The organism is Mesorhizobium sp. WSM4306, assembly GCF_007003975.1.
GTDB lineage: Bacteria > Pseudomonadota > Alphaproteobacteria > Rhizobiales > Rhizobiaceae > Mesorhizobium.
This window is the reverse complement of record NZ_VFTC01000022.1, coordinates 70,257-93,444: the sequence shown is the minus strand read 5'-3', so window position 1 is coordinate 93,444 and position 23,188 is coordinate 70,257. Positions and strand designations below refer to the sequence as shown.

The window sequence follows — 23,188 nt, the reverse complement described above, 5'->3', positions numbered from 1 at the left end:
GTGAGCAAGCCAAAACCTGTCGTGGCGATTGTCGACGACGATCCGAGACTGCTCGAGTCGGTAGAGGACCTTCTGGAGTCCGCAGGCTATGTGGCCCGCAGCTTCTCGTCAGCGGAGTCGCTGCTCGTCAGCGGGCTGTCTGGCCTGGATGTGCTCATCACCGATATCGGAATGCCTGGCATGGACGGCTTTGAGCTTCGCGACCTGGTGAAGAAGGCGCGTCCCGACCTGCCGGTCTTCCTCATCACCGGACGCCACGAGATAGCGGATCAGCACCAAGGTACCGGCAGATGCTTCCGGAAGCCATTCGACGCAAAAATCCTGCTGGCGGCCGTAAGCGATGCGTTACGCAATTGAGAAACTGGAGGGTGAGCATGAGAAATGACCAGTCGATCTTGCGGGGATCTGCACCGCTGCACTCGCACGAGACCCCCGAAGCGGAACAGCCGCTCGTCATCATCGTTGACGACGACGAATCTGTCCGGGAAGCGTTGTCCGAATTAGTCCTGTCGGCCGGCTTCCAGTCGGCGAGCTTTGCATCCACGCGCGAATTGCTCGACGCCACCTTGCTGGACAAGCCCGGATGCCTGATCCTGGATGTTCGCATGCCGGGCACGAGTGGCCTCGACCTGCAGCGTCAACTCGCGGGGAACGGCAATCCGAAACCGATCATCTTCCTGACTGGACACGGCGACATACCCATGACCGTCCAGGCGATGAAGGCCGGCGCCGTCGATTTTCTCACGAAGCCGGTCCGTGATCAGACCCTGCTCGACGCCGTAATTGCTGGCGTGGCAGTGGATGCCGCGCGTCGGGCGGAAGCCGCGGTCGTGAAGCGCAACGTCGAACGCCTTGAAACCCTGACGCCACGCGAACGCGAGGTACTGCGCGAAGTGGCGCACGGACGTCTTAACAAGCAGATCGCGTTCGACCTCGGCATCAGCGAAGTGACGGTCAAGCTGCACCGCGGCAATGTCATGCGCAAGATGGAATCCGCCTCCATCGGCGAACTGATCCGGGCATGGGAAACGTTACCCGCGACCATGCGTGAGGCAGGTGCAACCAAGACTGCAGCTTGATCCGATCACCCCGCCGTGGATCGGGGATCTCCCAGCGCGCCGGCAAGGCACAACGCGTTGCCGCCCAAGGACAAGCGGAGGGCCGTCGAAAGGTACGACGAATTCAAACAGGCGGCCGGCGATTAATCTAGAAGTGCTTATTGGTCGAAGGGTGCGTTCGACACGAGGTCGACGGCGGAAGAAGCTCTGTACCCAGGCACATAGCGTTCACCGAAATCCCGGATGAAGTTGTCGTACGTCGTTTCCGGCCTGACCTCGGCAATGTGACAGAAGCATCGGGTCATGCGCCGCTTCATATCGAGCCGCGGAAATTCTTGGACGATCGTTGCGATCTCCGCGGCCGGGATGAGCTCGTATTGGAGCCCTACCACGTCCAGGCAGATACCTGCAGTGCAAAGCGCCACCTCCGCCTCCTTGTAGAGGCCGATCGACGGCGTGGAGTTGAGGGCGACGCTGTCCCAGATCAGTTGAGCTCGGCGCTCGTCAAGACCGCCCTGCGTTGCGAAGGCCCGGGCCAGATCGGCGCCTTCAACCTCGAAACGGCGTGGACCGTTGAAGCGCTCATTGAGCGTGATGTCGTGCAGCAGCGTTCCCAAGGCGACCACTTCCGCGTCGTGATCAATGTGCCGAAGCTGCCCGATCCGTACCGCAAACAGCCAAGAACGGACGACATGATTGAACAGATAGGGTTCGCTTTCCCGGCGAGCATAGTCGATGGCCCGGCCCACGAGCGGCGTATCTGGAACCGAAATCCCCGCAAGTGTCCGAACCTTGATCGTGGTCATGTGCTGTCTCCTCAGCGAGCCCCAACCGGGAATTCCGTCAGCGCGTGCCGCGGCCAGGTCGTCATGTGAGGCCAAGGCCTCCGTCGACTGTGATGATCTGCCCGGTCACCCACTCGGACGTCGGATCGGCCAGATGGACGATCCACTTGGCAACATCGTCCGGAGTGCCGCGTCGCTTGAGCGGAATTTGCTCGCGCTCTGCTTCCTCGATGACGGCGGCATGCTCCGGGGAGAGCCCCATCATGCCCGTCAGCGCACCCGACTCGGTTGGGCCGGCCGCCACGGCGTTGACGCGCACGTTAAGCGGCGCCAGCTCGAGCGCCCAGCAGCGTGTCAGGTGCTCGAGCGCGGCCTTGCTGGCTGCGTAATGGGAGAGATCCGCGCCAGCCTTTTGGCCGAACGTGCTGGAGATGTTGACGATCGTACCCTTCGTTGCTTCCAGGTGTGGAAGAGCCGCCGCAGCGAGCAGGCTTGGCCCGACCACGTTGACGGCAAAGATGGCGTTGATCTGCGCTGCCGAGGAATTGCGCAACGGAAGAAGCGCTCCTGCGCCCGCATTGTTGACCAGAATGTCGAGGCGGCCCCACGTGTCTATGGCCTTCGCGACCGTGCGAGGCCCGTCTTCCGGGTTCGCGACGTCGGCGACAACGCTAACGATGTTCTTGTGCTCGGCTACCGTCTTCTTCAAGGCTGCTGCCCGGCGCCCCGTGATGAGGACCTTCGCACCTTGCTTTGCAAAGCTCAGCGCCGCGGCGCGACCGATGCCGGAGCTTCCCCCGGTGACGATAACGACCTTGTTCTCCAGTGCGGACATCAACTCACTCCTGGCTCAGGGCTAACGAATTATCGGATTGGAGCAACTAGGGACACGCGGACTCATATCGCAATGAGCCCGCGCCCTGGTTCCGCGCTAACCCAAAAGCGGTCAGTAATCCCAGAAGGCCGGCACCCAACGAAAGGCGTCGCCGTCGACCGCCACCCGGCCGACGGACGGGAACGGCAGGTGAGTGGCCACAAGCTGTTCGCCGGTCGCCGCCAGCTCCGTCAGAAGGCGGACACGAACGCGAGCCGCCTCTTCGGGGTCGTGCTCGAAGCCGTTGTGCCAGTCGGGGTGATCGAACCCGACCGCGAACACAGCGTCGCCGGCGAATGTCAGGCGATCGCCGCCTGACGCCAGACGGACGACGCTGTGCCCCGGAGTGTGGCCGCCGGTGCGATGGACGACCACTCCTGGTGCCACCTCATATTGCTCATCGAACTGCCGCAGATGGCTCCGGTACTCTTTCATGAACCGCTTGGCGGTTGCTTTAAGCGCGTCCGGGAAGCCCTGCGGCATGTGGACGTGGGTGAAGTCGGGCGACTCCCAAAATTTGACCTCGGCGGCCGCCACGTGGATCTGCAGGTCCGGCCGCAGCCGGTCTTTCACGCCGTCGACGAGGAGACCGCCGATGTGGTCCATGTGCAAGTGGGTAAGCACCACGTCGGTCACCGACGCAAGATCGATGCCGGCTGAGTCCAGTCGCCTGACCAGCTGTCCGGCCCGCGGCAAATTCAAATTCGGATCCAGCCCCAGCCCAGCGTCGATCAATATCGTCCGATCGCCGCTGCGCACCAGGACGACGTTCAGCGACCAATCGAAAGCATCCGTTGGCAAGAACATGTCGCCCAGCCAGGCGGCCCGGGCGGCTGGGTCGGCGTTGTGTCCCAGCATTTCAGTTGGGAGTGGCAGCACTCCGTCGCTGACCACCAGCACGTCAATCTCGCCGACCCGCACCGCGTAGCGCGACGGAACCAACTCTTCGAGCCCGGCCTTGCCGGGGTGTGAGATGTTATGTAGGCCCATGTTCGTCTCCTGCTGATCCGCCGCCTTACACGCGGCATCGACTACGTTACCTTGGGCTGTGTTTTGCGGTCGATTGGGTCGAGGGAGAGGGCGAACCATACCACCGTATAGGTCTTGTCATTCAGGTTGCGGGGAGTCGAATAGCCGAATAACCCGTCATGACCCGGCTCCCCGATCGATTTCGCTTCTCAAACCGTCGAAGCGCCGGATGTCGTAGCTGGTAAGTGCCGATGGTGCCGGCTTTGTTTCGGGCCTGCTCCCTTGAGTGGCCGCGTCGCCGAACTCTTCAAACGCGGCGGCGGCGCCTTTCCCGCCTGACAGGGCGATGAAATCCCGGCCTCATTCGTCGTAGGGGAGCACCAGTTGCGTCTCGTCGGTGTCAACGACGAAGACGGCCAGAAGCCTGGCGGGTTCGGTTGCGCTGGCATTCTCGCTGACGCTGTGACGATCGCCAGGAAACTCCGACCAACTTTCGCCGGCGCGATAGGTGACCACCGGGTCATCATTGACCTGGCTCTTAATCGCTCCTTCGAGAACCGTGGCGTAGATGAAGGCGGATTTCGGATGGAGATGCGCGGGCGACGTGCCGCCTGGCTCATACACGACGAGCACGCCTCTCATGCTCTTGCCGGGCACGTTCGGAAGCGGCTGGTCGTAAACGAGCTTCACGTTTTTGGGCATGCTCGCCGAATCTTCGGCCAGCGCCGCAGTGGCGATGAGGGTCGCGAGAGCGGCGGTGCTGTGGAGTATGGTCCTGATCATTATCTGGACTCCAGTTGCAGTTGAGGATGGAGGGTGATCGCCGGCCGGGGGGCAGCCGGCGATCTGGCTCTCGCGGTCGTGCGCGCGAGCCTATGACTTGATGAAGGCTAGTAGGTCAGCGTTCACGGCGTCTGCGTGCGTAGTGCACATGCCGTGCGGGAAGCCCTCGTAGACTTTGAGCCTACCGTTCTTCAGCAGCTTCGCGGAAAGCGGCGCAGAATCGGCAATCGGAACGATCTGGTCGTCTGTCCCGTGCATGACAAGCGTCGGCACCTCGATGATCTTGAGATCCTCGGTGAAGTCGGTCTCCGAGAAAGCCTTGATGCCGTCGTAATGCGCCTTGGCGCTGCCCATCATACCCTGCCGCCACCAGTTCTGGATGACGCCCTGAATGGATTTCGCACCCGGCCGGTTGAAGCCATAGAACGGACCCGAGGGGAAATCGACATAGAACTGCGCACGGTTCTCGGCCAGCGCCTTGCGCAATCCGTCGAACACCTCAATCGGAAGCCCCCCAGGGTTGGCCGGCGTCTTTACCATGATCGGTGGCACTGCCCCGATGAGGATGAGCTTGGCGGTGCGCTCCCTGCCGTGGCGGGCGACATAGCGGGCCGCTTCTCCGCCGCCGGTCGAATGGCCGATATGGATGGCGTCCCTCAATCCGAGATGCTCGACTACCGCCGCCGCGTCGGCGGCATAGTGAGCCATGTCGTGACCGTCGCTCACCTGTGCGGAACGGCCGTGCCCCCGCCGGTCGTGGGCGATGGTGCGATACCCTTGGCTGACGAAGAAAAGCATCTGCGCGTCCCAGTCGTCAGCGCTAAGCGGCCAGCCGTGGTGGAAGACGATCGGTTGGGCGTCCTTCGGCCCCCAGTCCTTGTAGTAGATCTCGGTGCCGTCCTTGGTAGTGACAGTGCTCATATCTTTCGATCCTTCTTGAGCGATGGATGGGCTCGACTCCTGGCCGGCTGTCCCTTGCGCGAGCGCGTATTTGGGCAGGCCGGTTGCAATGCCGGCGGCCGCCGCGCCGAGGAGGAAGGCCCGGCGACTTGCCTGAGGCGCAAAGGGCAGCTCGTGGTCCATCGTCGTTTTTCCTTGCGAGTTCTCTTCAGATGACGCCTTACGCCGCAACACCGCTTCGCCGAGGCGGGGCGTGCTCGAACCAGTCTTCGAACGACGTCGAAGCGATGCGGGCGCCCGCGCCCGGGACAAGCGAGCGGTCGTCTAGCTCGGTCCCGAAATAGAGCGCATGAGGATCGCCGATCACCTTCCTGGGATCGTTGGCGAGCTGCAGAAAACGCGCGACCAGCTCGTTCATGCGGAACGGCTCGGGGCCGCCAATCTCCATCACGCCGTTAATCGGCTGGGAGAGCGCCACTTCAGCCATGACATCTGCGACGTCGTCGGAGGCGATGGGCTGGAAGTAGGCCGACGATACCGAGACCGTGTCGCCGACGGTTGCCGACTCTGCTATGCCGCCAAGGAACTCGAAGAACTGCGTTGAGTGAACGATCGTGTAGGCGATTCCCGACTCCCTGATCAGCTTCTCCTGAGCCATCTTGGCGCGCAGGTAGCCGCTGCGGGGCAGGCGCTCCGCCCCCACGATCGAGAGCGCAATGTGGTGTTTCACGCCGGCAACCTTCTCCGCCGCGAGCAGGTTCTTTCCGGCTGTTTCGAAGAACTCGAGAACGGCCTTGTCCTCGAACGAAGGCGAATTGGCGAGGTCGATGACAACCTCCGTCCCGGCAAGAGCCTTATCCAATCCTTCACCGGTGAAGGTGTTGACGCCGCCACTTGGTGACGCCGCCAATACCTCGTGGCCCTTCACGCTCAGCCTTGTGACGGTTTTGGAACCGATTAGACCGGTGCCGCCGATGATTACGATTTTCATGTCGAACCTCCTTGTTCGCGCCGTAGGGTTGGAATGTCTGATTGAGCCGGCTATGGGGCCGGTGCGCTTGTCACTCTGCCTTCGCAGCCTCCTCGATGATCGAGGCGACCTCCCCCGGATGCGAAACCGCCAGGGCATGCGATCCGCCTTCGATGACCACTGTCTTCACGGAATGCGCGCGCTCGGCCATGAACTTCATGACGGCGGGCGGGATGTTCCGATCGGCCGAGCCGTAGATCGCGTAGGACGGAATTGTCTTCCAAGAAGGCGCGCCGGAGGGCTCTGCCAGGGCGGCTTTCGCGACGGGACGTTGGGTTGCCGCCATCAAGAGGGCTTCGGCCGCCGGGACGTCGGCCGCGAATTGCCCGTGAAACTTGTCCGGCTGGATGTAGAGATCCTGACCGCCGTTCGGCAATGCCACGGACAAGAGCGCTTCGCCCAGCGTGCTGCCTGGGAACTTTCCGGACAGCGAGAGGCTCGACTCGCCGGCATCCGGGGCGAAACCGGCTACATAGACCAGCGCCTTGACGTTGCTCCTTCCGTTCGCCGCCTCAGTGATGACCGGGCCGCCATAGGAATGGCCCACGAGGACCACCGGTCCGTCGATCGACCCGATGATGGACGACACAGCCGCGGCATCGCTTGCAACGCCGCGCAGCGGATTGGCCGCTGCGATGGTCCGGTACCCATTGCTGCTGAGCTCGGCGATGACGCCGTTCCAGCTAGACGATTCCGCGAAAGCGCCATGCACGAGCACGATCGTGGGTTTGTTGTCAGCCGTCTGTGCCGAGGCACCGACCGCAAGAGCTAGTGATGCGCCGAGCGTCATCAAGGCTATGAAGTTGCGCATCGTCTTCTCCTATGGGCCGGGGTGGCCGATGCGGCAGACAATGCGACGGAGTGGACGGCGGAAACTATTCAGCGGAGGTGTCTGTCATATGATGCGAAGGTCTAGGGCAGACCACGCCGATGACCTATGAGGTAGACGGCAGGCAGGCGACCCGGCTTCAGTCCGGCAATTGCTTCGGCCGTCGATGCCATGTCGCGCCGGGATGGCGAGGATTATTTCGCCTTCGTGCGGCGGGCTGCATCGAACAAACTTGCGCTGCCGGTGAAGCGCGCCGACCTGGAAGACAATATCTGGCAGTCGCGGCAGATCGGGGCATCGGCGACCAAATACGAAGAAGGCTTGCGCATCCTCGATGAGGAATTCCCTCGCCGGTAATCCGGCCCTACTCGATCACGTGGGGCGTGTGCCGTTTGTCCTCTGCGGGTTCGATGTCAATGCGCGCCTTTTTTGGATCGAACGCACCGTGACGCGCAATTGCCTTCGCCGCGCTATTCGGCGTCTCGTAGGCCCACATGAAATCGTCGGCCGAACTTCCGACGGCGTGGACGCGCCAATAGCTCGCCGTGCCAATTAGCGGGGATTTGGTGACCGTGTTCGTCTTTTCGAAAAGTTCGAAATAGATATCCTCGAAGGGGATATAATGCACGGGATCATGCCCTTCTTCCCGAAGCACCTTTGCCCGTTCGGTTGCCGCGACTATGGCGTCGGAAAACCGCACCGTCACCGTGCCGTCGAATGGCTCTATCGCGAATTGGCGATGGCGAAGGTCTGAAGTTTCGGCTGACGTCTGCATTTCGAATGCTCCTTGCTGATTACGAGAACCGCTCGTCGATCCGATCTGTCGAGACCGAGGTCATTTGCTTTGAGAGGGCGCAACCGGCTGGTCGCCACCAGTCGTGGATTTCGGTCTGGCGTCCTGGTCGACCTGTGGGCTCTTGTTGACCGTGTCGGTATTGGCTTTCGTCGGCTGGGTGCTGTTGTCACAGGCAGCCAGCGCAAGACCCACCGCCAGGATCAGACATGATGGAACTCTCATCGTCGAAGCCTCCTCTGCTTTTATTCGAAAACGAGGCGCCGCTATTTTGGTTGCCTGGTGCGATCAGCCTTCAACCATTCGAGCCATTGGAGTCGCCGCTGCTCCCGGATTCGGGTGGGACCGCCGCGCGCTCTGCTTCCGGACCTTCAGCCTCTATTTCCTGCACGGCCTGATCCCAGTGCTCCTGGTCGCGTCCAGCCGGATGGCCTTCGCGCTCCCAGATTTCATAGGCTCGCTGTTTGATGCGCTGTTCCCTGCTTGGCATGGCTCGATCCTCCGATCATCAGTCTCAATTCCGGATGATATTTTTGGTTCCCTTCGGCAGCGGCTGCCGCCGAGCACGCGCTCCACCCGGGGATCAGGATAAGCGACGCCTCCACCGGCCCGGTCGATCGCCGCGTCGGTGAAGACGTGCTCGTTCAACGGACCGCTGCGCGAAGCGCTGATATGAAAAGTACCAGCAACGCCAAGGCATTGAGGCCGGCGGCGACGGCGTGCGAATACTCCCACTGGCGCCGCAGCAACTCCCAGTTTTCGGGCAAAACGGTCCAGTTCCGGGTTGCCTGGTTGATCGGATAGGTCAGCGTCCAGAAGGCGAGTTGGGTGGCACCGATGCTGATGAAGGCAAGGACAACAAGGCCGAATGACCCACCTGACCGGTAAAGCAGGACTGCCAGGGCGGCTGTGAAGAGCAATGCCCCAAGCACCACGATTCCGAACAGGCTCCAGCCGTCGTAGGCGCGTTGCGCGGCCAGGTAGCTCGTCCCATCGAGCTTCAGCTTGTTGAACATCGAGAAGAAGTGCGCGCCGCCCGGGACAAAGGCCAATGCGACCATGATGAAGCTGATCACCCTCAGACCGTAAATTGCCATCCCAGTCTCCTCTCAACATAGAGCTAGGGCAGTCGACGAGGTCGGAAAGGTTGTTTTGAACTACGTATCGGGGTCGATCGGCCGGCCATCATGCGATCTCATTGGTCGTTCTTTGACGCTCACGAATCCCAACTCAGAATGCGTGGTGCTCTAGCAGCGCGGACGAGAAGTCCTCATTCAACCCTTTGGAAAAGGCATGCTGCTGACCGAACTTCGGACCCCCAACGAGATGACGTCTGAAGACAGCGTCTTCAAAGACATCAAGAAGACGGATTACGATTCCGAGTTGCTCGAGATTGCCGGCATTCTGATCGACAAGAAGGTCACCAAATTCGATCCGTCCAAATTCGAGGACACCTATGAAGATGCTCTGATCGCGATGATCGATGCGAAACGAAAGGGTAAAGCACCACCGAAACCCGCGCCGAAGCCGAAAGAAAATGTGGTCAATCTGGCCGAGATTCTCCGCAAGAGCCTAGCATATGAGGGCGGCGAAGCGCCAAAATCGAAGGCTGGTTAATCGAAGCGCAAATCTGCATAGGGTCGGATGTCCGGTCGGAACGTTTCAGGTAAATCCTTCCGCACGCGCCATCGCGGTGTAGCATTGCTTCGCGGATTTGATGGCCAGCTCACAGCCGCGTGCGAACAATGCATTTAGCCGTCCGCAAGGCAACAATGAAATGTCCGGCAATCATTGATCAGGCCGGCACGTGGGTCCCCTCAATTGCGCTCGACAAATCTGCTGACGAGGCTGGTGGTGCCGCTCTCCGTCAAATCCTGATGCAGGAAAGCCAAATTGTTTGCGTCCAATATGCGGAAAAACTCATCCCATTCGACAGGCTGCAGCTGCTCGTCATCTTGCCCAAAATCGACCCGCAGAATGGCGCCCTTTCCTGAGTCCCGCACCACCGCCGGCCTGCCCTTACGCGCTTCCACCCATGCCCGGATCACTTCGTGATTTGTGGTTCTCAGTGCCTCGCTCATGACGTCTCTCCTCGCTGCAATGGTGGCTATCCAAGGAAACCAGGCACCCGTTCTATTGTTCCCGGACCACCTGGACCTGGTGGCAACACACAGGCAAAAGCCCGCTGCCGAAGGCAACGGGCCTGAGGTATCCGAGTGGACCTCCGATCGCTGGAGGGGAAAGTGGGTACAAGAGCATCGGGCCCGAGACTGCTCCATCGATGCGGATTAGCGCGGCGACCTGATTCCGCCTTGGCCGGCGTTATTTGGTAACCGCCAAAGCGGCGCCGGCCGCGTTTTTGCCGGTATATCTAGCTCGACGTCGTCTAAGCCAATCTACTTAGGTTAGACCGCGCGCGAATGTATGCGGGGATGCCCGTTGCGGTCACGTTGACTTTAGCGCTCTAACACTACCGGAGGCCGGGCAAGGACGGTCACCGCCGGGTTCGCTGCCCATGCTTTTTCAACACCACATCTGAAATGCATGCGTATTAGAGACACTAACGCGATCAGAAGAACCACTGCGCCACAAGACCAAGCGCTGCCAGCGTCATCGCGATGGTCGACAGCCAGCCCAATAGCCGCAGCCATCCACGCACCTGGAATTCTCCCATAATATCGGCGCGGCTAGCCATCAGCATCATCACGACCATCACCGGAACCGCGCAAATGCCGTTGATCACGGCGCTCCAGTAAAGCGCTTTGATAGGATCGATGGGAGTAAACATGATGCCGGTGCCGAGGGCTGTGGCCGTGGCGAGTGTAGCATAGAACGCCGCCGCCTCTTTTGGCTTGCGCTCAAGACCCACTGGCCAGTGCATAGCTTCGCCAACCGCAAAAGCCGCCGAGCCCGCCAAAACGGGGACCGCCAGCAATCCCGTACCGATGATCCCGGCGGAAAAGACGATAAACGCAAATTTCCCCGCGACCGGCTCTAATGCTTTGGCAGCGTCTGTCGACGATGAAATGTCCGTGACGCCAGCCTTGTGAAGCGTTGCTGCAGTTGTAAAAATGATGGCAACGGCAATGAGATTCGACAATGCCATTCCGATCAGCGTATCGGCGCGGATCCGCTCAAAGGCTCTCACCGCCTGCCAAGGCGCCCGCTTCAGCGGTTTGGCTATTGGTTTCAATTCTTCCTCTTCCACCTCTTGTGAGGCCTGCCAGAAGAACAGGTAAGGAGAAATGGTCGTTCCTAGAATCGCCACGAGAGTGGTAAAGAACGCGCCGCTCCATTCCACATGGGGTATTAGCAGCCCCTTTGCCGCCTCCGCCCACGCTACGTTCGCAAAAAACATTGCTACGACATAGGCGAACAGGCTGAGCGTCGTCCATTTGAGTATCGTAACGTAGCGGCTATAGCGAATGAATGCGATTGCCGTGACGGAGGTCAAGGCAAACGCCAAGACATAGATCGAGCTCGGCCCTCCGATCAGTAATTTTAGGGCCTCGGCCATGGCGCTTAGGTCGGCGCCGATGTTTATGGCGTTCGCAGCAAATAGCAGGCTTACGACAAAATACATCAGCGAAGCTGGATAGTAGCGGCTCAAATTGCCAGAAATTCCCTTCCCGGTCGTACGGCCGATTCTAGCTGCTATCTCCTGTATCGCCGACATCAACGGGAAGGTGAACAGCATGGTCCAGCCGATGTTGAAGCCCAACTGTGCCCCGGCCTGGCTATAGGTGCCTATGCCTGAGGGGTCATCATCCGAAGCACCGGTGATGAAGCCTGGACCAATTGTTCGCAGGAACTTCTTGAACGGTCCCTGCACATTGCTTTGCTCCCGGACGACGACCTTGGCCCTCGCATCGGTCAAGATTCGCTCCTGGAAAGCCAGATAGCCAGGACGATTCCGGAAGACATTGAAACGATTGGGCCGATGATCGGGACGGGTCGGCCTGTTGAGCGCGCCACAGCCACGATCACACTCGCTGTGGGGGAGAACACGACTGCAACGATGCTTATCAGGAGAAGCGCGGTAAACACTTCCGCAATGAGTCCGCCATGTCCCATGCATGCCTCCAAAATGAGCTTCCGCCCATCGTCTGAAAACGACTGGTACTCGTCGACCGACGATGAAGAGACTACCGCTCGCCGGTCGGGAGCAAAATGAGATAGCGGGCCCTATGTTTCGTCGTCGGGACCAATGCCGGGCAGCTAGGGACTTTAGTCGCAGTTACACGAGGAACCCCTCGCGGGCGTAGGCGCAATCACAGCACCTGATGCAAGACCCGCGTCAGAATAATCCCGGATCAGCCCTTGAACTTATTGGGAAACTGTTTGGCGATACCGTCGGTCAGCATGTCGGCGAACTTCAACATGTGAACGTGCCCTTCGTCATAGGACTTGATATCGGCAGCCCAATCCTTCTTCAGCCGACCAACCACTTCGCCGGTCGTCAGCTCCAGATGCTTACGTAGCATGTCCTGCATATCCTTTTCCGACCAGTTCGGATTGGCCTTACCAAGAAACATTGCAATATCGTCGGCGTTGTCAGCCCATTTTTTTTGGGCAGCAGAGAGCTTGCCCTTGTTGCCTGACTTGGCCGCTTTGACAACTTCAGTTGCAATCTTGATATGGTCTTTCAGCAGCGTGGCCAGCTGGTTTCCGGCCGCATCGCCGTAGTAGGGTTTTACCGCGTCCCCTATGTCGTCCTGGTTTTCGAGAAGGCGCTTTGCGACGTCATCAGTGTCTCGAAGGCCTGCGAGGGCGCTGATGATGTAGTTGCGGGTGTAGGTAATATGGTCCTCCCAAAGCTTGCGCATTGCAGCCCTGACGTCGGCCGCCGATTGCGCTTCGTCAGCGCGGGCCAAGGGCAGGAGTGGTAGGCCGGCAGCAGCAAGATACACAGCGAAGGAGGAAAGGAGCATCAAACGCCTGTTCATGGCTGTTCTCCTAATGCGGCGCCAATGCTCGCAAGACAGACAGAGCAGCAGGGCGCGATTAATCGGGCGTTGCGTTGCTAAACATTAGCGACAGCTAAAGGTTCCGCTCCCACTACGCATTCCGGCTCGCGCAAGGGAAGCATGCCGGCGTCGTAGCGGGATCTGGCGACAAGGCGTCCAGCATGTCGATCAGCTTCTCTATGGCGTCGCCGATCGCTTTGGGGTTGTGGATGTCAACGACGAGCCCGTCGGCCATTGCGGCGTGGGCTTTGCCCTTCTTGGTGATGTCGATGTCGGTAGTCATGGGGTTGGTTCTCACTGGCTCGACCCGGCGTGCTACGGAGACGAGCCGGTGGCTTTTAACCGCGAGGTCTGGACAGCACCACCGCCCCCCGGCCTATAGAGAGGCCGTTCGCGGCAGCCGCCAAGCTGCGCGTCGTCCCAAAGAGGGACAAATGACTTGAGATCCCGCCAACGATTTTCGGTCGTCACTGGTCCGGGTTGCTGCGCCCACGGACAGAATGCCCTCTCATTCTGTTAAAATTTCAAGCACGCCCTTGCGGGGGCGAAGCGTGGCGGTGCTGGTGTGAGGTTGAGAAAATGACCGCCCACCCAGCGCGCGGGTTACCCCCATTCGTTCTTAAGGATGTGTTCCGATTAAATTAGCAGGCGCGTATATTCCTTCGCCAACCGGTGCTGCCCAACACGTAGCTTTGTCCCCCCGGTTAGGCCCGGCCGTATTGGCTCCCCCGCCAAACTGCCGGGCCGCCCTGTTCGGTTAGGAGCCCTTGGCCTTGGCGTACCCGGTCGGCGAGACATTCGCTGAAATCGTCAAGCGCGCCCTTGCGGGGCGAAGGTTGTGGGCGCGTCTCATGACTCACTTGGGTTAAAGGTCTCCCACCAGCCCCACCTTCCCGTCAGCGCGCGTTTTCGTCGCCGCTGTTCTACACTGCCGATGCGCCTAGCGCGTCCTGGCGCCCGCTCTGTGGCCTCGCTGGGGGCTAACAATTTGATGGCGAAGAAAGCACCAGATGAGCGCGCGAGACCCAGCGCCTGCTTGTCGGCCGGCGGCTTGCGGAACTGCCGCACTGTCATCCCGCAGCCGAAAGCGAAAATGGCAACGCCGCGGTCGGCTAGCTTCACGCGCTTGATGCGATGCCACATGCTCGGCAGTCGGTAGAAGCCAACGTCCTCGATCTCGATCTCTGTGAAGGGTGTCCTGGCCAGCATCGCGCAGGGCCGGCGAATCCCCCCACGGCTAGATAGTGCCAGTTCGTATAATCCATTCCAGCAAGTTGGAATCTACGTCATCGCTATCCGTAAAGTCTCGGATCAACAGCGCCGCCTCATCACGCCATCGGTCCTCCGGGATGTTCTTTTCGATGACGCATTTCACAAAGGCGCCGCGCAAGGCATTGCAGTCGGAAGCCGATATCCTTGGCTGGGTCATGATACCAACCTCTAATCCCGGGGCCAAAGCCAACGAGCTCCAAAGCACCGATGTCCATACGTCGCGGTGACCTTGGGGATTTAATGCGCTCAGCGGTGGCTTCAACCAGGACTTACTGTGCGTCCTTAACCAATCGTTGCCGATCGTTCGGAGAGCGCTAATTTCCGTGTATCCCGCGGTGGCCGGCGCGGGGTTCGCTGTTGTCTCACCGGGCAATATCGCGCCGGCCATTTTGGGGTGACACCCGGATCGGGTCTCATTTGGGCCGCGTCGCGCAACATAAGAACCTCGCTTATCTTTGAGGGTTCGCCCGCCGAACGAACCCCATCGGCGCAGGAAAGGGACAGACACTGCGCAGACCTTCACGTTCTCAAAAGAGGATCGCCGCCAGGAATAGAAGGTTACGCCGGTAGCGAAAATCGGCGCGAGCGACCACCGCGCTTGGCCAACACTCTTGTCCATGGTTTCCTCCAAATTTCGGCGTGACAACAAGCATGGAAGACGACCGTTCCGCCGAACGGTATGTGTGAGACCATTGCCTCTCGGCGTACGACTAAAGTCCCATCCCATTGCCGACTGAAGCCCCCATCGGGGAACGTTCGCACATGCCTAAAGTTTAGCCCCGGACGTCGGCCAAGGCGTCGATTTAACAAGGAGCGAAACTATGAAAACGTATCTCTCAGCCGCCGCCGCGGCGTTTGTCCTTTTGGCCGGCGTAGGCGTCGCCGCCGCCGAGGACATCATCATTCAGCCCGAGCAGGACACGGTTATCCAGGAGTATGTCAAGAAGCAGCCGCTGGCGTCGGTGAAGCTTCCCGGCGTCGAACTCAATGTCGGCACAGCGCTGCCGGATACGGTGGAACTCCATGAGATTCCGAACGTCAAATATCGCTACGTCGTGGTCGACAACCGGACTGTGGTGGTCGACCCGGGCACTCGGAAGATCATCAAGGTCTACAACTGACCTTCGTTCGTCACGTATGGCCCGCGGCCTTAGATGGCGGCGGGCAAACACCATCAAAGGATGAGCACGACATGTCGTACCAGAAGCCGGGAAAATCGGAGGAACTGTCCGCACGGATAGCTGATCTGAAGGCTCGCATGCTGGAGGCTAAAATCTCTGGCGCCGAAGTTCATACTTTCCAGAGAGTGGCCGCCATTATGGAGAACGGTTTAGGTCGAATCGATGGTGACGATCTGATCGCTGCGTCGTTCATCGCAGATGGCCATGGATAGGGCATCCGGCTTTCGCTGAAACGGAAAAGCCCGCACGGCAGGAGCCGTGCGGGCAAAATTGGAATAGTCGCAAGACTGGACCCACGCGCATGTGCGCATTCCGCTTCGCTCCGCATGTCGCCCGCGATGGCTGCTGGTGTGACCGACAAGCTTTGGGAGATCGGCGACATAGTGCGCTGATCGAAGCGAAGGAAGCCGAAAAGCCGTAGCGCCGGCACTTACAAAAAGCGCGTGGCGGGAGCCATATGAATACGCGCTTGCGTTTGCAGCTTGCTCGCCCAATAGTCCCGGTCGGGGTGCTGAAAGTGATCATGGCCGGCGAGTACCTAGACCATCTCTTGGAGTGCCCCTATTGCGGCACGATCCGACTGCAGATTCCCATGGACGCCCAACCTTTGACGCCGATCAGTTGCGCCGATTGCGGCCGGTATCTTGGCTCGTGGGATGAAATTCAGTCTGATTTCGAGCGCCAAGGCGGAAGCAGCGGGGTATTCCGCCTCGAAAAGGGGCGCATCCAGAAGCTCGAGTAAACCGGCCGGCTTCTTCGCATTAATTTCAGACCTAGCCAACATCAGATCAAAGCGTTACCGGCCTGATCCCAGGTTCCGCTGCCCCATCAAAGCCCGCCGCCGGACGGGGTTAGGAGGTAGCGGGCTCCGATCTCCACGGAGCCGATCTACAGCGGACAAGAAAGCCGTTCAGTCGACTGCAGCCGAAAGCAACTCTGCCGCTCGGCCTGAACGTCGTGCCGTTCGTCAGCGTTGAGCACATGATGCGGTTGGTCATTCCTTATGGGACTTCGTACAGTTCCAGCGGCAATTCATCTGGGTCTCTGAAAAATGTAAACCGCTGATGTGTATATGGGTCGATTCGGATTGGCTCAACTGTAACGTTGGCGGCTTCAAGCCGCGCTATGACCGGATCAAGATCCGCCACAGCAAATGCCAGATGTCTCAAGCCCGTCGCCTCTGGATGGGAGGGCCGCATCCTTGGTGCGGGGAAGGAGAACAATTCCAGCTGGACGGATCCGATCAGCAGATCCGCCTTCCATGACTGGCGCTCCTCCCGATAGACCTCTCGGATCAGATCGAGGCCCAGGAGTTCGACGTAGAAGCGTCGCGATCGGTCGTAATCGCTGCAGATGAGCGCGATGTGGTGAACAGCATTCAACATGGTGCCAACTTTAGCCAACCTGCGATCTGGGGCCAAGGTCGCCAAGTTCCGAGTTGGTTCCTTGCCCCGACATGAGTCAGCTGCTTAATCGTCGACCAAGACATGTGCGCTTTCGGCAGCGGGTGAAACTAGCTTGTGTGACCGACTTGAGGGCGCGAAGCAGACGTTCAAGACGTCAGTAGGAGGTCACTTCAGTCAACTTGCGCCATGCGCTTGACAAACTCGGACTGCCTTAATGGCGACCGGCGGCAGTCAAGCTGCGCCGAGCCGGGGCCTGCGAGTAAGTTTCGGGAACCAAACCAATCCACAGAAATATTTTGTTGGCATTTTTGTTGGCTAGCACTGCTGTCGCGCGAGTCTTAACTATTTGAAACGACAGTCAGATTTCCTTGACTTGGATTCCGCCTCTGGCGCTGGCATCGGAGTGGCAGCGCGACTGGGCGCGCACCGAGCACGCCAGCGAGCTGACGGAGGTGCTCAAGCAGCACGCCGCGGGCAGCGGCATCGCCTGCCTCTGGGAGCAGCGGCTGCTCAACACGTCTGTGCCAAACGAGGGCTGATCCGGGCCGGGATGGCGAGCACTTCGGTGAAGGTCGGTTGCGGATGCGGCTGCCGGTTTGCGTCTGTTTGAGATCGCTATCAACGGCGATGTGGAACTGGCGGTCTCAAGCGAAATCGCGGAGCACCTTCGCTGAATGCCTCGAAGAGATTGCCGTCATCTCACCTGTTCACCGCCACAATGGCCGACGAGGTTTCCCTGGAAAATCCGACAACGCCATGCCCGCTCAGGCAATGCTGTGGGCGGCAGCGACGCGCTATGACGCCGGTCATGTAAGACCGGGAACCGGCCTCGTCTTGCCGCTCATATGCGCGCCAAGTGTCAGTGTTTGCGGGAAATTCCGGACAGCCGCCGCCATCAATGCGGGACCGCCGGGGCCAAGGGCCATTCGGGCTATGGCCGCGGCAGCGTGGACCCGCGTCGAAAACAATCCTCGCCACGCCGCTTGATAGCGTCTGCCGGCAGCTTCGCGCCCTGCCCGGCCGCTTGGCGCGCCAGCAAGTTCCCTGGCTAGCAGCCAACCGGACTGAAGCGCCATCGAGATGCCTTCGGCGATGATCGGATGAGACTCCCCGGCGGCATTGCCGACGCGGAAGATGTCTTTCTCATAACAGGCGCGGATACCGGGACGGATCGGGCCGGCTGCAAGCCACCGCCCATCGAGGCGGGCTTCATCCAGAGCATCGCTTACGCCCTTGCAAGAAGCCATGAGATGATGGAAGACCACGTCAGCGGCCGACATAGGGCTTTCGGCGCCATCATGTCCGGAGCCATGTTTCCTACGCAGTCGCGCGAGCATCTCGCGCCTTATGCAACAAGAGATCGACAGCCGGCCATGATCGGCCAAGACCATACCGCCATAGCCGCCGGGAAACGCCAGAAGAGGCATCAGATCGGGCGCGAGCGTCGAGCCCGTGAAGTGCGCCTTGAAGCTGAGCAGGTCCGACGGACGGCTGGTCTTTTCGAGCTGGCTTGGCAGCGGTCCCGGTTCCCAGGAACCGTGCGCGGCGACAATCACCGGCGCCCGCAAGGCCGTCGTCTCGTCGCCAGAATTCTCGCCCCTCGCCTGAATAAACACCTTTTGCATGTCCCCATCCCAATCGATGGCGACGGCCCGGCAAGGCTGGAAGATTTCGGCGCCCGCCGTTCGCGCCGCCTGCAAGAGCAACGCGTCGAGAACGTCACGGCCCAGCGCGCGACCGAAACCGTCTTTTGCAGAAGGACCATATTTTGCGTCCGGCATCGGCGCCGCGGCGCAGGTCTCGCCGGAAAAGAAGCCTACGCGGCGGATTTCGGGGCCAGCATTAACGCGCCAGGCATCGCCGATCTCCAGTCGGTCGAGAAGGGCGAGATTGCTTGCCGAGATGTATTCGCCACAGACCTTGCGGCGCGGGAACGCACTCTTTTCCACGATCGCCACGGACCAGCCGCGTCGGGCCAGTGTCAGTGCGGCGGAAGTGCCCGCCGGGCCGGCACCGATGACGATCGCATCATGGGTCGATAGGTTGCTCACGGGTTCAACTCAAAACCGGCATTGTCGCTGACACCGACGAAGACATGGGAAAAAAGACCGGCGCGTCGTTCCTCGAGCGGCTTGCGACCGGCCGCGAGCCAGAGACCGGAAAGTTCGCTGCCGCGAAAGCCGGCACGCACGCTCTGGGCCGCATCATGTCGTGTCACGTCATTGACGCCGATCACCGGTAGAAGGCGAGCCGCGGCAAGCGCCGGCATCGATCTCAGCGGTTCCGTCGCAAGCAGCAACGGAGCCTTCGGCGCCAGCAGAGAAAACAGACGCACCAGACTGGCATCGTCGAAATGATGCAGGAACAGATTGACGGTGATCGCGTCGAACGGCTTGCCCCCAGTGCCTTCCGCCCAGTCGAACACGTCGGCGGTGATGCCTTCGAGGATCCACCCCAGCCTGTCGAAATCGGCGGTGAGCTCAGCGGTGAGGAGATCGATGCGATCGAGCATTGTCAGTTCCACCTCGGGCCAATACCTGGCCATGCGCCGCGCCACTGCGAGCATAAAGGTGCCGTCGCCCGCGCCTATCTCCAGAATGCGCCGCGGCGGCTTCGGTGCGAATTTCCGTAGCAATGACGCCATGATCCGCGCCTGGAACATCAACGCGTTGATGCGGGTGAGATCGCGGCGCGAGGCGAGCGCCCGCGGATCGTCGGCCGCCAATCCGTCTAGGATTTCCGGGACAAGGCGACGTTGATTCAGTTCGCTCATGATACTGTTCGAAAGAGCATGGTTTCAGCCGTCAGGCCGGGTCCGAACGACATGCCGCAGCCCAGCAGGCCCGGCGGCGCCTTCAGCATCTCTTGCAGCGTGAACATTACGGTGGCCGACGACATGTTTCCATATCGGCGCAGCGCCTCGCGCGACGGCTTTAGCGCGGCCGGCGTGAGATTCAGCGCCCTTTCAACAGCGTCGAGAATCGAACGCCCGCCGGGGTGAACGGCCCAGAGATCGATCGCTTCGGGTGGCCGACCGCCGAGGAAGGCGTCCTGGTTGCTCAGCAGCGCGTCGTGGATCGCCGCAGGAACCTGACCAGAAAGAACCATGTCGAAGCCATGGTCGCGAATGTCCCACCTCATCAGATCCCGCCGCTCGTCCGCGACAAGGCAGTGAAAGCTGTCGAGCTTGATGCCGGGCGGTTCGGCGGTGACGAGCGCGGCCGCGCAGCCGTCGCCCCAAAGGCAGAAGGACAGCAGCTTTTCCAGTTCGGTGGTTTCGTTGAGATGCAAGGTGCAGAGTTCGATATTGACCAGCAGGACTCTCGATTGTGGGTCGGAGCGAACGATGTGGCGAGCCAGCTTGAGGGCGTTGACCGCTGCGTAGCAGCCCATGAAGCCGATCATCGTGCGCTCGACCTTGTCCGACAGGCCGCAGCTCTGAACCAGCTCCAAGTCGATGCCTGGCGCGGAAAACCCAGTGCAGGTGGTGACGATCAGATGGGTGATGCGCGAGGCTTCGTCGCCAAGCCGCAATCCGTCGACGCCTTTTTGTGCCAGCACAGGAGCGGCTTCGCAAAACATTGCCATTCTCGCGGCCGTCCCGGGGAATGCGCCTCGGACAAAGGTTCCCGCACGGTCGACATACGCGCCCTCGGGGTCGAGGGCTGGCGCAAAGCAGGAATACCGGCTTTCGATGCCGGCAAGGCCGGCCATGCGTTCGAAGATCCTCCTGCGATTGGCAGCAAGCATGGAAGCCGCGAACCGCAGATAGAATTGATGAACCTCATACTCCGGAACCGCTGTCGCGATCCGGTTGATGTAGGCGTTAGCAGACATTTCCGGTCTCCTTGGGCGTCGTGCGCGGTATCGTCGCTGCCGAAGGGTCTTTGCTCAACGGGGCACCAATGTTTGAGGCGCCGGCTTTGAGCGTTGCCTGTTCCGTAAACGTCTCCCAAAACGAGTTTCGTCCCGGCAATCGCTGCCTGCCGGAGTCGAGGTGTCCGCCACGCCTCTCCAGTATCGGTTCTCCAGCTTCAGTTCGCTGGTGATAACTGGAGCGGCTGCGCGCCCGAGCAAGCCCAGACGGCCGCCATCAGGGCCGGCATCGAACCGCGCGCTGCCAAGCAGCAAGAGCCGTTCGCGATTCAGGATGGGCTGGCAGGCCCTGTGCGGGAAATTGTGGGAACCTTGAAGTCTTCCAGCGGTTAGAGACTGGAGCCGCGAAAGCCAAGCTCAAGGCAATGGCTGATCAAGGTACCGCGAAGGATATCCTCGAGGCGTCGCGGACAAGTTACCAAAGGGCGGTCACCAAAAGGCGGTCACCAAAGGGAGCTAGAAATGCTCGGTCTCTCCAGTGCCCGTGATCGAATGGTTAAAGTACATGTCGGCGGGCGTGGCATCCGCAATCGCGAGATTCTGCAAGCCATGCGCGAAGTTCCGCGTGAGGCTTTCGTCGATCCTGGCTTCGAAGAGTTCGCTTATGAAGACGGACCACTGCCGATCGCGGACGGACAGACGATATCCCAACCTTATATCGTTGCGCTCATGATCGAGATGGCGGATGTCAAAGCCGGTGATCACGTGCTCGAAGTTGGTACCGGTTCGGGCTACGCGGCCGCCGTGATGAGCCGGATCGTCGGACAGGTCTACACGATCGAGCGTCATCCCGGTCTGGCTAAGTCGGCAAAACAACGTTTTGAAAAGCTGGGCTATCGGAACATCGAGGTCCGCACAGGCGACGGCACCAAGGGTTGGCCGGAGGCGGCACCATTCGATGCCATCGTGGTGGCGGCCAGCGGACCGGGTGCGCCGCTGGCTCTTCAGGAACAACTCGATGTCGGAGGCGTCCTTGTCGTTCCAGTCGGCGACGATCCGGATTTGCAGCGTCTGCTAAAGGTCACGCGCACAGGCGCTTCGGCCTACAGCGAAGAGGATTTCGGCGGGGTGCGGTTCGTCCCGCTCATCGGCGAACAGGGTTGGCCGGAAGGCGACAAGACGGCCGAGGTCGATCGGCCGCTCCGACATCCGCCTCCCGTCAGCCTGCCCGATATGATCGCGAGAGCGGCTGAACCGCTTCCGGATTTCGACGACCCGACCTTCGGCGAATTGTTCGATCGGTTTGCCGACCGGCGCGTCGTCCTACTTGGTGAGGCAAGCCATGGCACGTCGGAATTCTACAAGGCGAGGGCGGCGATCACCCGCAGGCTCGTTAAACGGCACGGTTTCACCATCGTTGCGGTCGAAGCGGATTGGCCCGATGCCGCCGCGATCGACCGCTATGTTCGCCATCGTCAGCCGCGAGCTGGCACCATTACGCCATTTCAGCGGTTTCCGACGTGGATGTGGCGCAACACCGATTTCGCGGCCTTCATCGAGTGGATGCGCCACCACAACAAGAAGCTTGAGCCATCCAGGCAAGCGGGGTTCTACGGCCTCGACATCTACAACATGAGCGGGTCCATCGCTGCGGTTCTCGACTATCTCGACCGGGTCGACCCGCGCGCGGCAAAGATCGCGCGCGAGCGCTATGGCTGCCTGACGCCATGGCAAAACGAGCCATCCACGTATGGTCGTGCTGTACTTACCGCCGGCTATCGGAAATGCGAGAAAGCGGTTCTTGAGCAGTGCCGGGATCTGCTCGCCAAACAACTCGAATATGCCCAATCGGACGGCGCCGATTTCCTCGACGCCAGCCAGAATGCCCGGCTGATCGCAGCCGCTGAGCGTTACTACCGGATCATGTACTATGGCGGCGCTGAATCCTGGAACCTGCGCGACACCCATATGTTCGACACGCTGGAACATCTGCTGGATGCTGGTGGCCCGAACTCCAAGGCCATCGCGTGGGCGCACAATTCGCATATCGGAGATGCCCGCCACACCGAGATGGGTGTCGTCAGGGACGAACTGAATATCGGCCAGCTCTGCCGGCAGCGTTTCGGCGATGAGGCAGCGTTGGTCGGCCTTGGCACCCATTCCGGCACCGTCGCCGCCGCCAGCGACTGGGATGGTGAAATGGAGGTGAAGCAGGTTCGCGCCTCCCACCCCGACAGCTACGAACGGCTTTGCCACGACAGCCGCATACCGCGTTTCGTGCTCGACTTGAGGCGCGACGAAGCGCTGCGCGAGCGCCTGCTGGAGCGCAGGCTGGAGCGCTTCATTGGTGTGATCTACCGGCCGGAAACAGAATTGCGCAGCCATTATGCCGACGTCTCCTTGCCCCAGCAATTCGACGCGTTCGTATGGTTCGACAAAACCGCAGCGGTGACGCCGCTTGGCCCGGAACACGCAGGAACCGGTGTTCCCGACACCTATCCGTTCGGACTTTAGCCGAGGCGGAC

At 60.5% G+C, this 23,188-nt stretch carries 27 protein-coding genes and 2 pseudogenes; 9 read left to right on the top strand and 20 right to left on the bottom strand.

Annotated elements, in window-relative coordinates:
* Window positions 1-357, top strand: coding sequence for a response regulator (locus FJV77_RS23195; RefSeq protein ID WP_142868929.1), 357 nt, complete (start codon window positions 1-3; stop codon window positions 355-357).
* Window positions 358-374: 17 nt separating this feature from the next.
* Entirely contained in the window at window positions 375-1,079 is a 705-nt protein-coding gene (locus FJV77_RS23190) for a response regulator transcription factor (protein ID WP_142868928.1), read from the top strand.
* A 137-nt stretch (window positions 1,080-1,216) separates the two neighbouring features.
* Here the strand turns inward: FJV77_RS23190 and FJV77_RS23185 are convergent, their stop codons facing one another.
* The 7 genes from FJV77_RS23185 to FJV77_RS23155 all read right to left on the bottom strand — a co-directional run bounded on the left by FJV77_RS23185 (window position 1,217) and on the right by FJV77_RS23155 (window position 7,210).
* A complete protein-coding gene (locus FJV77_RS23185; protein ID WP_142868927.1) occupies window positions 1,217-1,864 on the bottom strand; it encodes a hypothetical protein in 648 nt (215 codons plus the stop codon).
* A gap of 61 nt (window positions 1,865-1,925) precedes the next feature.
* Complete coding sequence (locus FJV77_RS23180; RefSeq protein ID WP_142868926.1) at window positions 1,926-2,678, bottom strand: SDR family oxidoreductase; 753 nt, start codon at window positions 2,676-2,678, stop codon at window positions 1,926-1,928.
* Window positions 2,679-2,789: 111 nt separating this feature from the next.
* Window positions 2,790-3,707, bottom strand: a complete 918-nt coding sequence (locus FJV77_RS23175) for an MBL fold metallo-hydrolase (RefSeq protein ID WP_142868925.1) — start codon at window positions 3,705-3,707, stop codon at window positions 2,790-2,792.
* Window positions 3,708-4,046: 339 nt separating this feature from the next.
* Window positions 4,047-4,469: a cupin domain-containing protein gene (locus FJV77_RS23170; RefSeq protein ID WP_142868924.1), complete on the bottom strand. Its 423-nt coding sequence runs from the start codon at window positions 4,467-4,469 to the stop codon at window positions 4,047-4,049.
* A gap of 90 nt (window positions 4,470-4,559) precedes the next feature.
* Window positions 4,560-5,390: an alpha/beta hydrolase gene (locus FJV77_RS23165; RefSeq protein ID WP_142868955.1), complete on the bottom strand. Its 831-nt coding sequence runs from the start codon at window positions 5,388-5,390 to the stop codon at window positions 4,560-4,562.
* Window positions 5,391-5,589: 199 nt separating this feature from the next.
* The gene (locus FJV77_RS23160) at window positions 5,590-6,360 is read right to left on the bottom strand and encodes an SDR family oxidoreductase (RefSeq protein ID WP_142868923.1); all 771 of its coding nucleotides are present in this window, start codon (window positions 6,358-6,360) and stop codon (window positions 5,590-5,592) included.
* A 70-nt stretch (window positions 6,361-6,430) separates the two neighbouring features.
* The gene (locus FJV77_RS23155; RefSeq protein ID WP_142868922.1) at window positions 6,431-7,210 is read right to left on the bottom strand and encodes an alpha/beta hydrolase; all 780 of its coding nucleotides are present in this window, start codon (window positions 7,208-7,210) and stop codon (window positions 6,431-6,433) included.
* Window positions 7,211-7,363: 153 nt separating this feature from the next.
* Here FJV77_RS23155 and FJV77_RS23150 point away from each other — a divergent pair.
* Window positions 7,364-7,585, top strand: a pseudogene (locus FJV77_RS23150) (metal-dependent phosphohydrolase); the annotation flags it as partial.
* A 7-nt stretch (window positions 7,586-7,592) separates the two neighbouring features.
* On the opposite strand, the gene FJV77_RS23145 reads toward FJV77_RS23150, so the two are convergent.
* The 3 genes from FJV77_RS23145 to FJV77_RS23130 form a co-directional block, all read right to left on the bottom strand.
* On the bottom strand, window positions 7,593-8,003 hold the full coding sequence (locus FJV77_RS23145) for a DUF427 domain-containing protein (RefSeq protein ID WP_142868921.1): 411 nt from the start codon (window positions 8,001-8,003) through the stop codon (window positions 7,593-7,595).
* A 313-nt stretch (window positions 8,004-8,316) separates the two neighbouring features.
* The gene (locus FJV77_RS23135) at window positions 8,317-8,511 is read right to left on the bottom strand and encodes a DUF2934 domain-containing protein (protein ID WP_142868919.1); all 195 of its coding nucleotides are present in this window, start codon (window positions 8,509-8,511) and stop codon (window positions 8,317-8,319) included.
* 154 nt (window positions 8,512-8,665) lie between these two features.
* Window positions 8,666-9,097 (bottom strand): hypothetical protein, encoded by a 432-nt coding sequence (locus FJV77_RS23130; protein ID WP_246691357.1) that lies wholly within the window; start codon window positions 9,095-9,097, stop codon window positions 8,666-8,668.
* A 217-nt stretch (window positions 9,098-9,314) separates the two neighbouring features.
* On the opposite strand from FJV77_RS23130, the gene FJV77_RS23125 reads away from it, so the two are divergent.
* Complete coding sequence (locus FJV77_RS23125) at window positions 9,315-9,638, top strand: hypothetical protein (RefSeq protein WP_246691356.1); 324 nt, start codon at window positions 9,315-9,317, stop codon at window positions 9,636-9,638.
* 200 nt (window positions 9,639-9,838) lie between these two features.
* Here the strand turns inward: FJV77_RS23125 and FJV77_RS23120 are convergent, their stop codons facing one another.
* The 6 genes from FJV77_RS23120 to FJV77_RS23095 form a co-directional block, all read right to left on the bottom strand.
* Window positions 9,839-10,102, bottom strand: coding sequence for a hypothetical protein (locus tag FJV77_RS23120; protein WP_142868917.1), 264 nt, complete (start codon window positions 10,100-10,102; stop codon window positions 9,839-9,841).
* Between the two features lie 488 nt (window positions 10,103-10,590).
* A complete protein-coding gene (locus FJV77_RS23115; protein WP_246691355.1) occupies window positions 10,591-11,898 on the bottom strand; it encodes a divalent metal cation transporter in 1,308 nt (435 codons plus the stop codon).
* Window positions 11,899-12,334: 436 nt separating this feature from the next.
* Window positions 12,335-12,967, bottom strand: a complete 633-nt coding sequence (locus FJV77_RS23110) for an acetylglutamate kinase (protein WP_210246361.1) — start codon at window positions 12,965-12,967, stop codon at window positions 12,335-12,337.
* Between the two features lie 112 nt (window positions 12,968-13,079).
* On the bottom strand, window positions 13,080-13,271 hold the full coding sequence (locus FJV77_RS23105) for a hypothetical protein (RefSeq protein ID WP_142868915.1): 192 nt from the start codon (window positions 13,269-13,271) through the stop codon (window positions 13,080-13,082).
* A 566-nt stretch (window positions 13,272-13,837) separates the two neighbouring features.
* Window positions 13,838-14,197 carry a hypothetical protein gene (locus FJV77_RS23100; RefSeq protein ID WP_142868914.1) on the bottom strand — a complete coding sequence of 120 codons (360 nt, stop codon included), beginning with the start codon at window positions 14,195-14,197 and terminating at the stop codon, window positions 13,838-13,840.
* Between the two features lie 28 nt (window positions 14,198-14,225).
* Window positions 14,226-14,879, bottom strand: a complete 654-nt coding sequence (locus FJV77_RS23095; RefSeq protein ID WP_142868913.1) for a hypothetical protein — start codon at window positions 14,877-14,879, stop codon at window positions 14,226-14,228.
* Window positions 14,880-15,081: 202 nt separating this feature from the next.
* Here FJV77_RS23095 and FJV77_RS23090 point away from each other — a divergent pair, with 202 nt between their 5' ends.
* The 3 genes from FJV77_RS23090 to FJV77_RS23080 all read left to right on the top strand — a co-directional run bounded on the left by FJV77_RS23090 (window position 15,082) and on the right by FJV77_RS23080 (window position 16,183).
* Window positions 15,082-15,381 carry a DUF1236 domain-containing protein gene (locus tag FJV77_RS23090; RefSeq protein WP_142868912.1) on the top strand — a complete coding sequence of 100 codons (300 nt, stop codon included), beginning with the start codon at window positions 15,082-15,084 and terminating at the stop codon, window positions 15,379-15,381.
* Window positions 15,382-15,452: 71 nt separating this feature from the next.
* Complete coding sequence (locus FJV77_RS23085; RefSeq protein ID WP_142868911.1) at window positions 15,453-15,653, top strand: hypothetical protein; 201 nt, start codon at window positions 15,453-15,455, stop codon at window positions 15,651-15,653.
* Between the two features lie 245 nt (window positions 15,654-15,898).
* Complete coding sequence (locus FJV77_RS23080) at window positions 15,899-16,183, top strand: hypothetical protein (protein ID WP_246691354.1); 285 nt, start codon at window positions 15,899-15,901, stop codon at window positions 16,181-16,183.
* 259 nt (window positions 16,184-16,442) lie between these two features.
* Here the strand turns inward: FJV77_RS23080 and FJV77_RS23075 are convergent, their stop codons facing one another.
* On the bottom strand, window positions 16,443-16,826 hold the full coding sequence (locus FJV77_RS23075; protein ID WP_142868952.1) for a VOC family protein: 384 nt from the start codon (window positions 16,824-16,826) through the stop codon (window positions 16,443-16,445).
* A 389-nt stretch (window positions 16,827-17,215) separates the two neighbouring features.
* On the opposite strand from FJV77_RS23075, the pseudogene FJV77_RS23070 reads away from it, so the two are divergent.
* Window positions 17,216-17,386, top strand: a pseudogene (locus tag FJV77_RS23070) (hydrolase); the annotation flags it as partial.
* A gap of 267 nt (window positions 17,387-17,653) precedes the next feature.
* On the opposite strand, the gene FJV77_RS23065 reads toward FJV77_RS23070, so the two are convergent.
* The 3 genes from FJV77_RS23065 to FJV77_RS23055 are packed head-to-tail and all read right to left on the bottom strand — an operon-like array spanning window position 17,654 to window position 20,684.
* A complete protein-coding gene (locus FJV77_RS23065) occupies window positions 17,654-18,898 on the bottom strand; it encodes an NAD(P)/FAD-dependent oxidoreductase (RefSeq protein WP_142868910.1) in 1,245 nt (414 codons plus the stop codon).
* Complete coding sequence (locus tag FJV77_RS23060) at window positions 18,895-19,572, bottom strand: methyltransferase domain-containing protein (RefSeq protein WP_246691353.1); 678 nt, start codon at window positions 19,570-19,572, stop codon at window positions 18,895-18,897. Before FJV77_RS23060 ends, FJV77_RS23065 begins: the two co-directional genes overlap by 4 nt.
* 44 nt (window positions 19,573-19,616) lie before the next feature.
* Window positions 19,617-20,684: a type III polyketide synthase gene (locus tag FJV77_RS23055; protein ID WP_142868908.1), complete on the bottom strand. Its 1,068-nt coding sequence runs from the start codon at window positions 20,682-20,684 to the stop codon at window positions 19,617-19,619.
* A 501-nt stretch (window positions 20,685-21,185) separates the two neighbouring features.
* Here FJV77_RS23055 and FJV77_RS23050 point away from each other — a divergent pair.
* Window positions 21,186-23,177: a protein-L-isoaspartate(D-aspartate) O-methyltransferase gene (locus FJV77_RS23050; RefSeq protein ID WP_142868907.1), complete on the top strand. Its 1,992-nt coding sequence runs from the start codon at window positions 21,186-21,188 to the stop codon at window positions 23,175-23,177.
* The last annotated feature ends 11 nt before the right edge of the window (window positions 23,178-23,188 follow it).

Excerpts from the sequence above, each read along its gene's own strand:
- FJV77_RS23080 (WP_246691354.1), top strand. The coding sequence starts at position 15,899 with ATGAATACGCGCTTGCGTTTGCAGCTTGCTCGCCCAATAGTCCCGGTC.
- FJV77_RS23110 (WP_210246361.1), bottom strand. The coding sequence starts at position 12,967 with ATGAACAGGCGTTTGATGCTCCTTTCCTCCTTCGCTGTGTATCTTGCT.
- FJV77_RS23055 (WP_142868908.1), bottom strand. The coding sequence starts at position 20,684 with ATGTCTGCTAACGCCTACATCAACCGGATCGCGACAGCGGTTCCGGAG.
- FJV77_RS23095 (WP_142868913.1), bottom strand. The coding sequence starts at position 14,879 with ATGGACAAGAGTGTTGGCCAAGCGCGGTGGTCGCTCGCGCCGATTTTC.
- FJV77_RS23170 (WP_142868924.1), bottom strand. The coding sequence starts at position 4,469 with ATGATCAGGACCATACTCCACAGCACCGCCGCTCTCGCGACCCTCATC.
- FJV77_RS23155 (WP_142868922.1), bottom strand. The coding sequence starts at position 7,210 with ATGCGCAACTTCATAGCCTTGATGACGCTCGGCGCATCACTAGCTCTT.
- FJV77_RS23165 (WP_142868955.1), bottom strand. The coding sequence starts at position 5,390 with ATGAGCACTGTCACTACCAAGGACGGCACCGAGATCTACTACAAGGAC.
- FJV77_RS23050 (WP_142868907.1), top strand. The coding sequence starts at position 21,186 with ATGCTCGGTCTCTCCAGTGCCCGTGATCGAATGGTTAAAGTACATGTC.
- FJV77_RS23180 (WP_142868926.1), bottom strand. The coding sequence starts at position 2,678 with ATGTCCGCACTGGAGAACAAGGTCGTTATCGTCACCGGGGGAAGCTCC.
- FJV77_RS23190 (WP_142868928.1), top strand. The coding sequence starts at position 375 with ATGAGAAATGACCAGTCGATCTTGCGGGGATCTGCACCGCTGCACTCG.
- FJV77_RS23075 (WP_142868952.1), bottom strand. The coding sequence starts at position 16,826 with ATGTTGAATGCTGTTCACCACATCGCGCTCATCTGCAGCGATTACGAC.
- FJV77_RS23185 (WP_142868927.1), bottom strand. The coding sequence starts at position 1,864 with ATGACCACGATCAAGGTTCGGACACTTGCGGGGATTTCGGTTCCAGAT.
- FJV77_RS23145 (WP_142868921.1), bottom strand. The coding sequence starts at position 8,003 with ATGCAGACGTCAGCCGAAACTTCAGACCTTCGCCATCGCCAATTCGCG.
- FJV77_RS23100 (WP_142868914.1), bottom strand. The coding sequence starts at position 14,197 with ATGCTGGCCAGGACACCCTTCACAGAGATCGAGATCGAGGACGTTGGC.
- FJV77_RS23175 (WP_142868925.1), bottom strand. The coding sequence starts at position 3,707 with ATGGGCCTACATAACATCTCACACCCCGGCAAGGCCGGGCTCGAAGAG.
- FJV77_RS23090 (WP_142868912.1), top strand. The coding sequence starts at position 15,082 with ATGAAAACGTATCTCTCAGCCGCCGCCGCGGCGTTTGTCCTTTTGGCC.
- FJV77_RS23085 (WP_142868911.1), top strand. The coding sequence starts at position 15,453 with ATGTCGTACCAGAAGCCGGGAAAATCGGAGGAACTGTCCGCACGGATA.
- FJV77_RS23120 (WP_142868917.1), bottom strand. The coding sequence starts at position 10,102 with ATGAGCGAGGCACTGAGAACCACAAATCACGAAGTGATCCGGGCATGG.
- FJV77_RS23160 (WP_142868923.1), bottom strand. The coding sequence starts at position 6,360 with ATGAAAATCGTAATCATCGGCGGCACCGGTCTAATCGGTTCCAAAACC.
- FJV77_RS23135 (WP_142868919.1), bottom strand. The coding sequence starts at position 8,511 with ATGCCAAGCAGGGAACAGCGCATCAAACAGCGAGCCTATGAAATCTGG.
- FJV77_RS23125 (WP_246691356.1), top strand. The coding sequence starts at position 9,315 with ATGCTGCTGACCGAACTTCGGACCCCCAACGAGATGACGTCTGAAGAC.
- FJV77_RS23105 (WP_142868915.1), bottom strand. The coding sequence starts at position 13,271 with ATGACTACCGACATCGACATCACCAAGAAGGGCAAAGCCCACGCCGCA.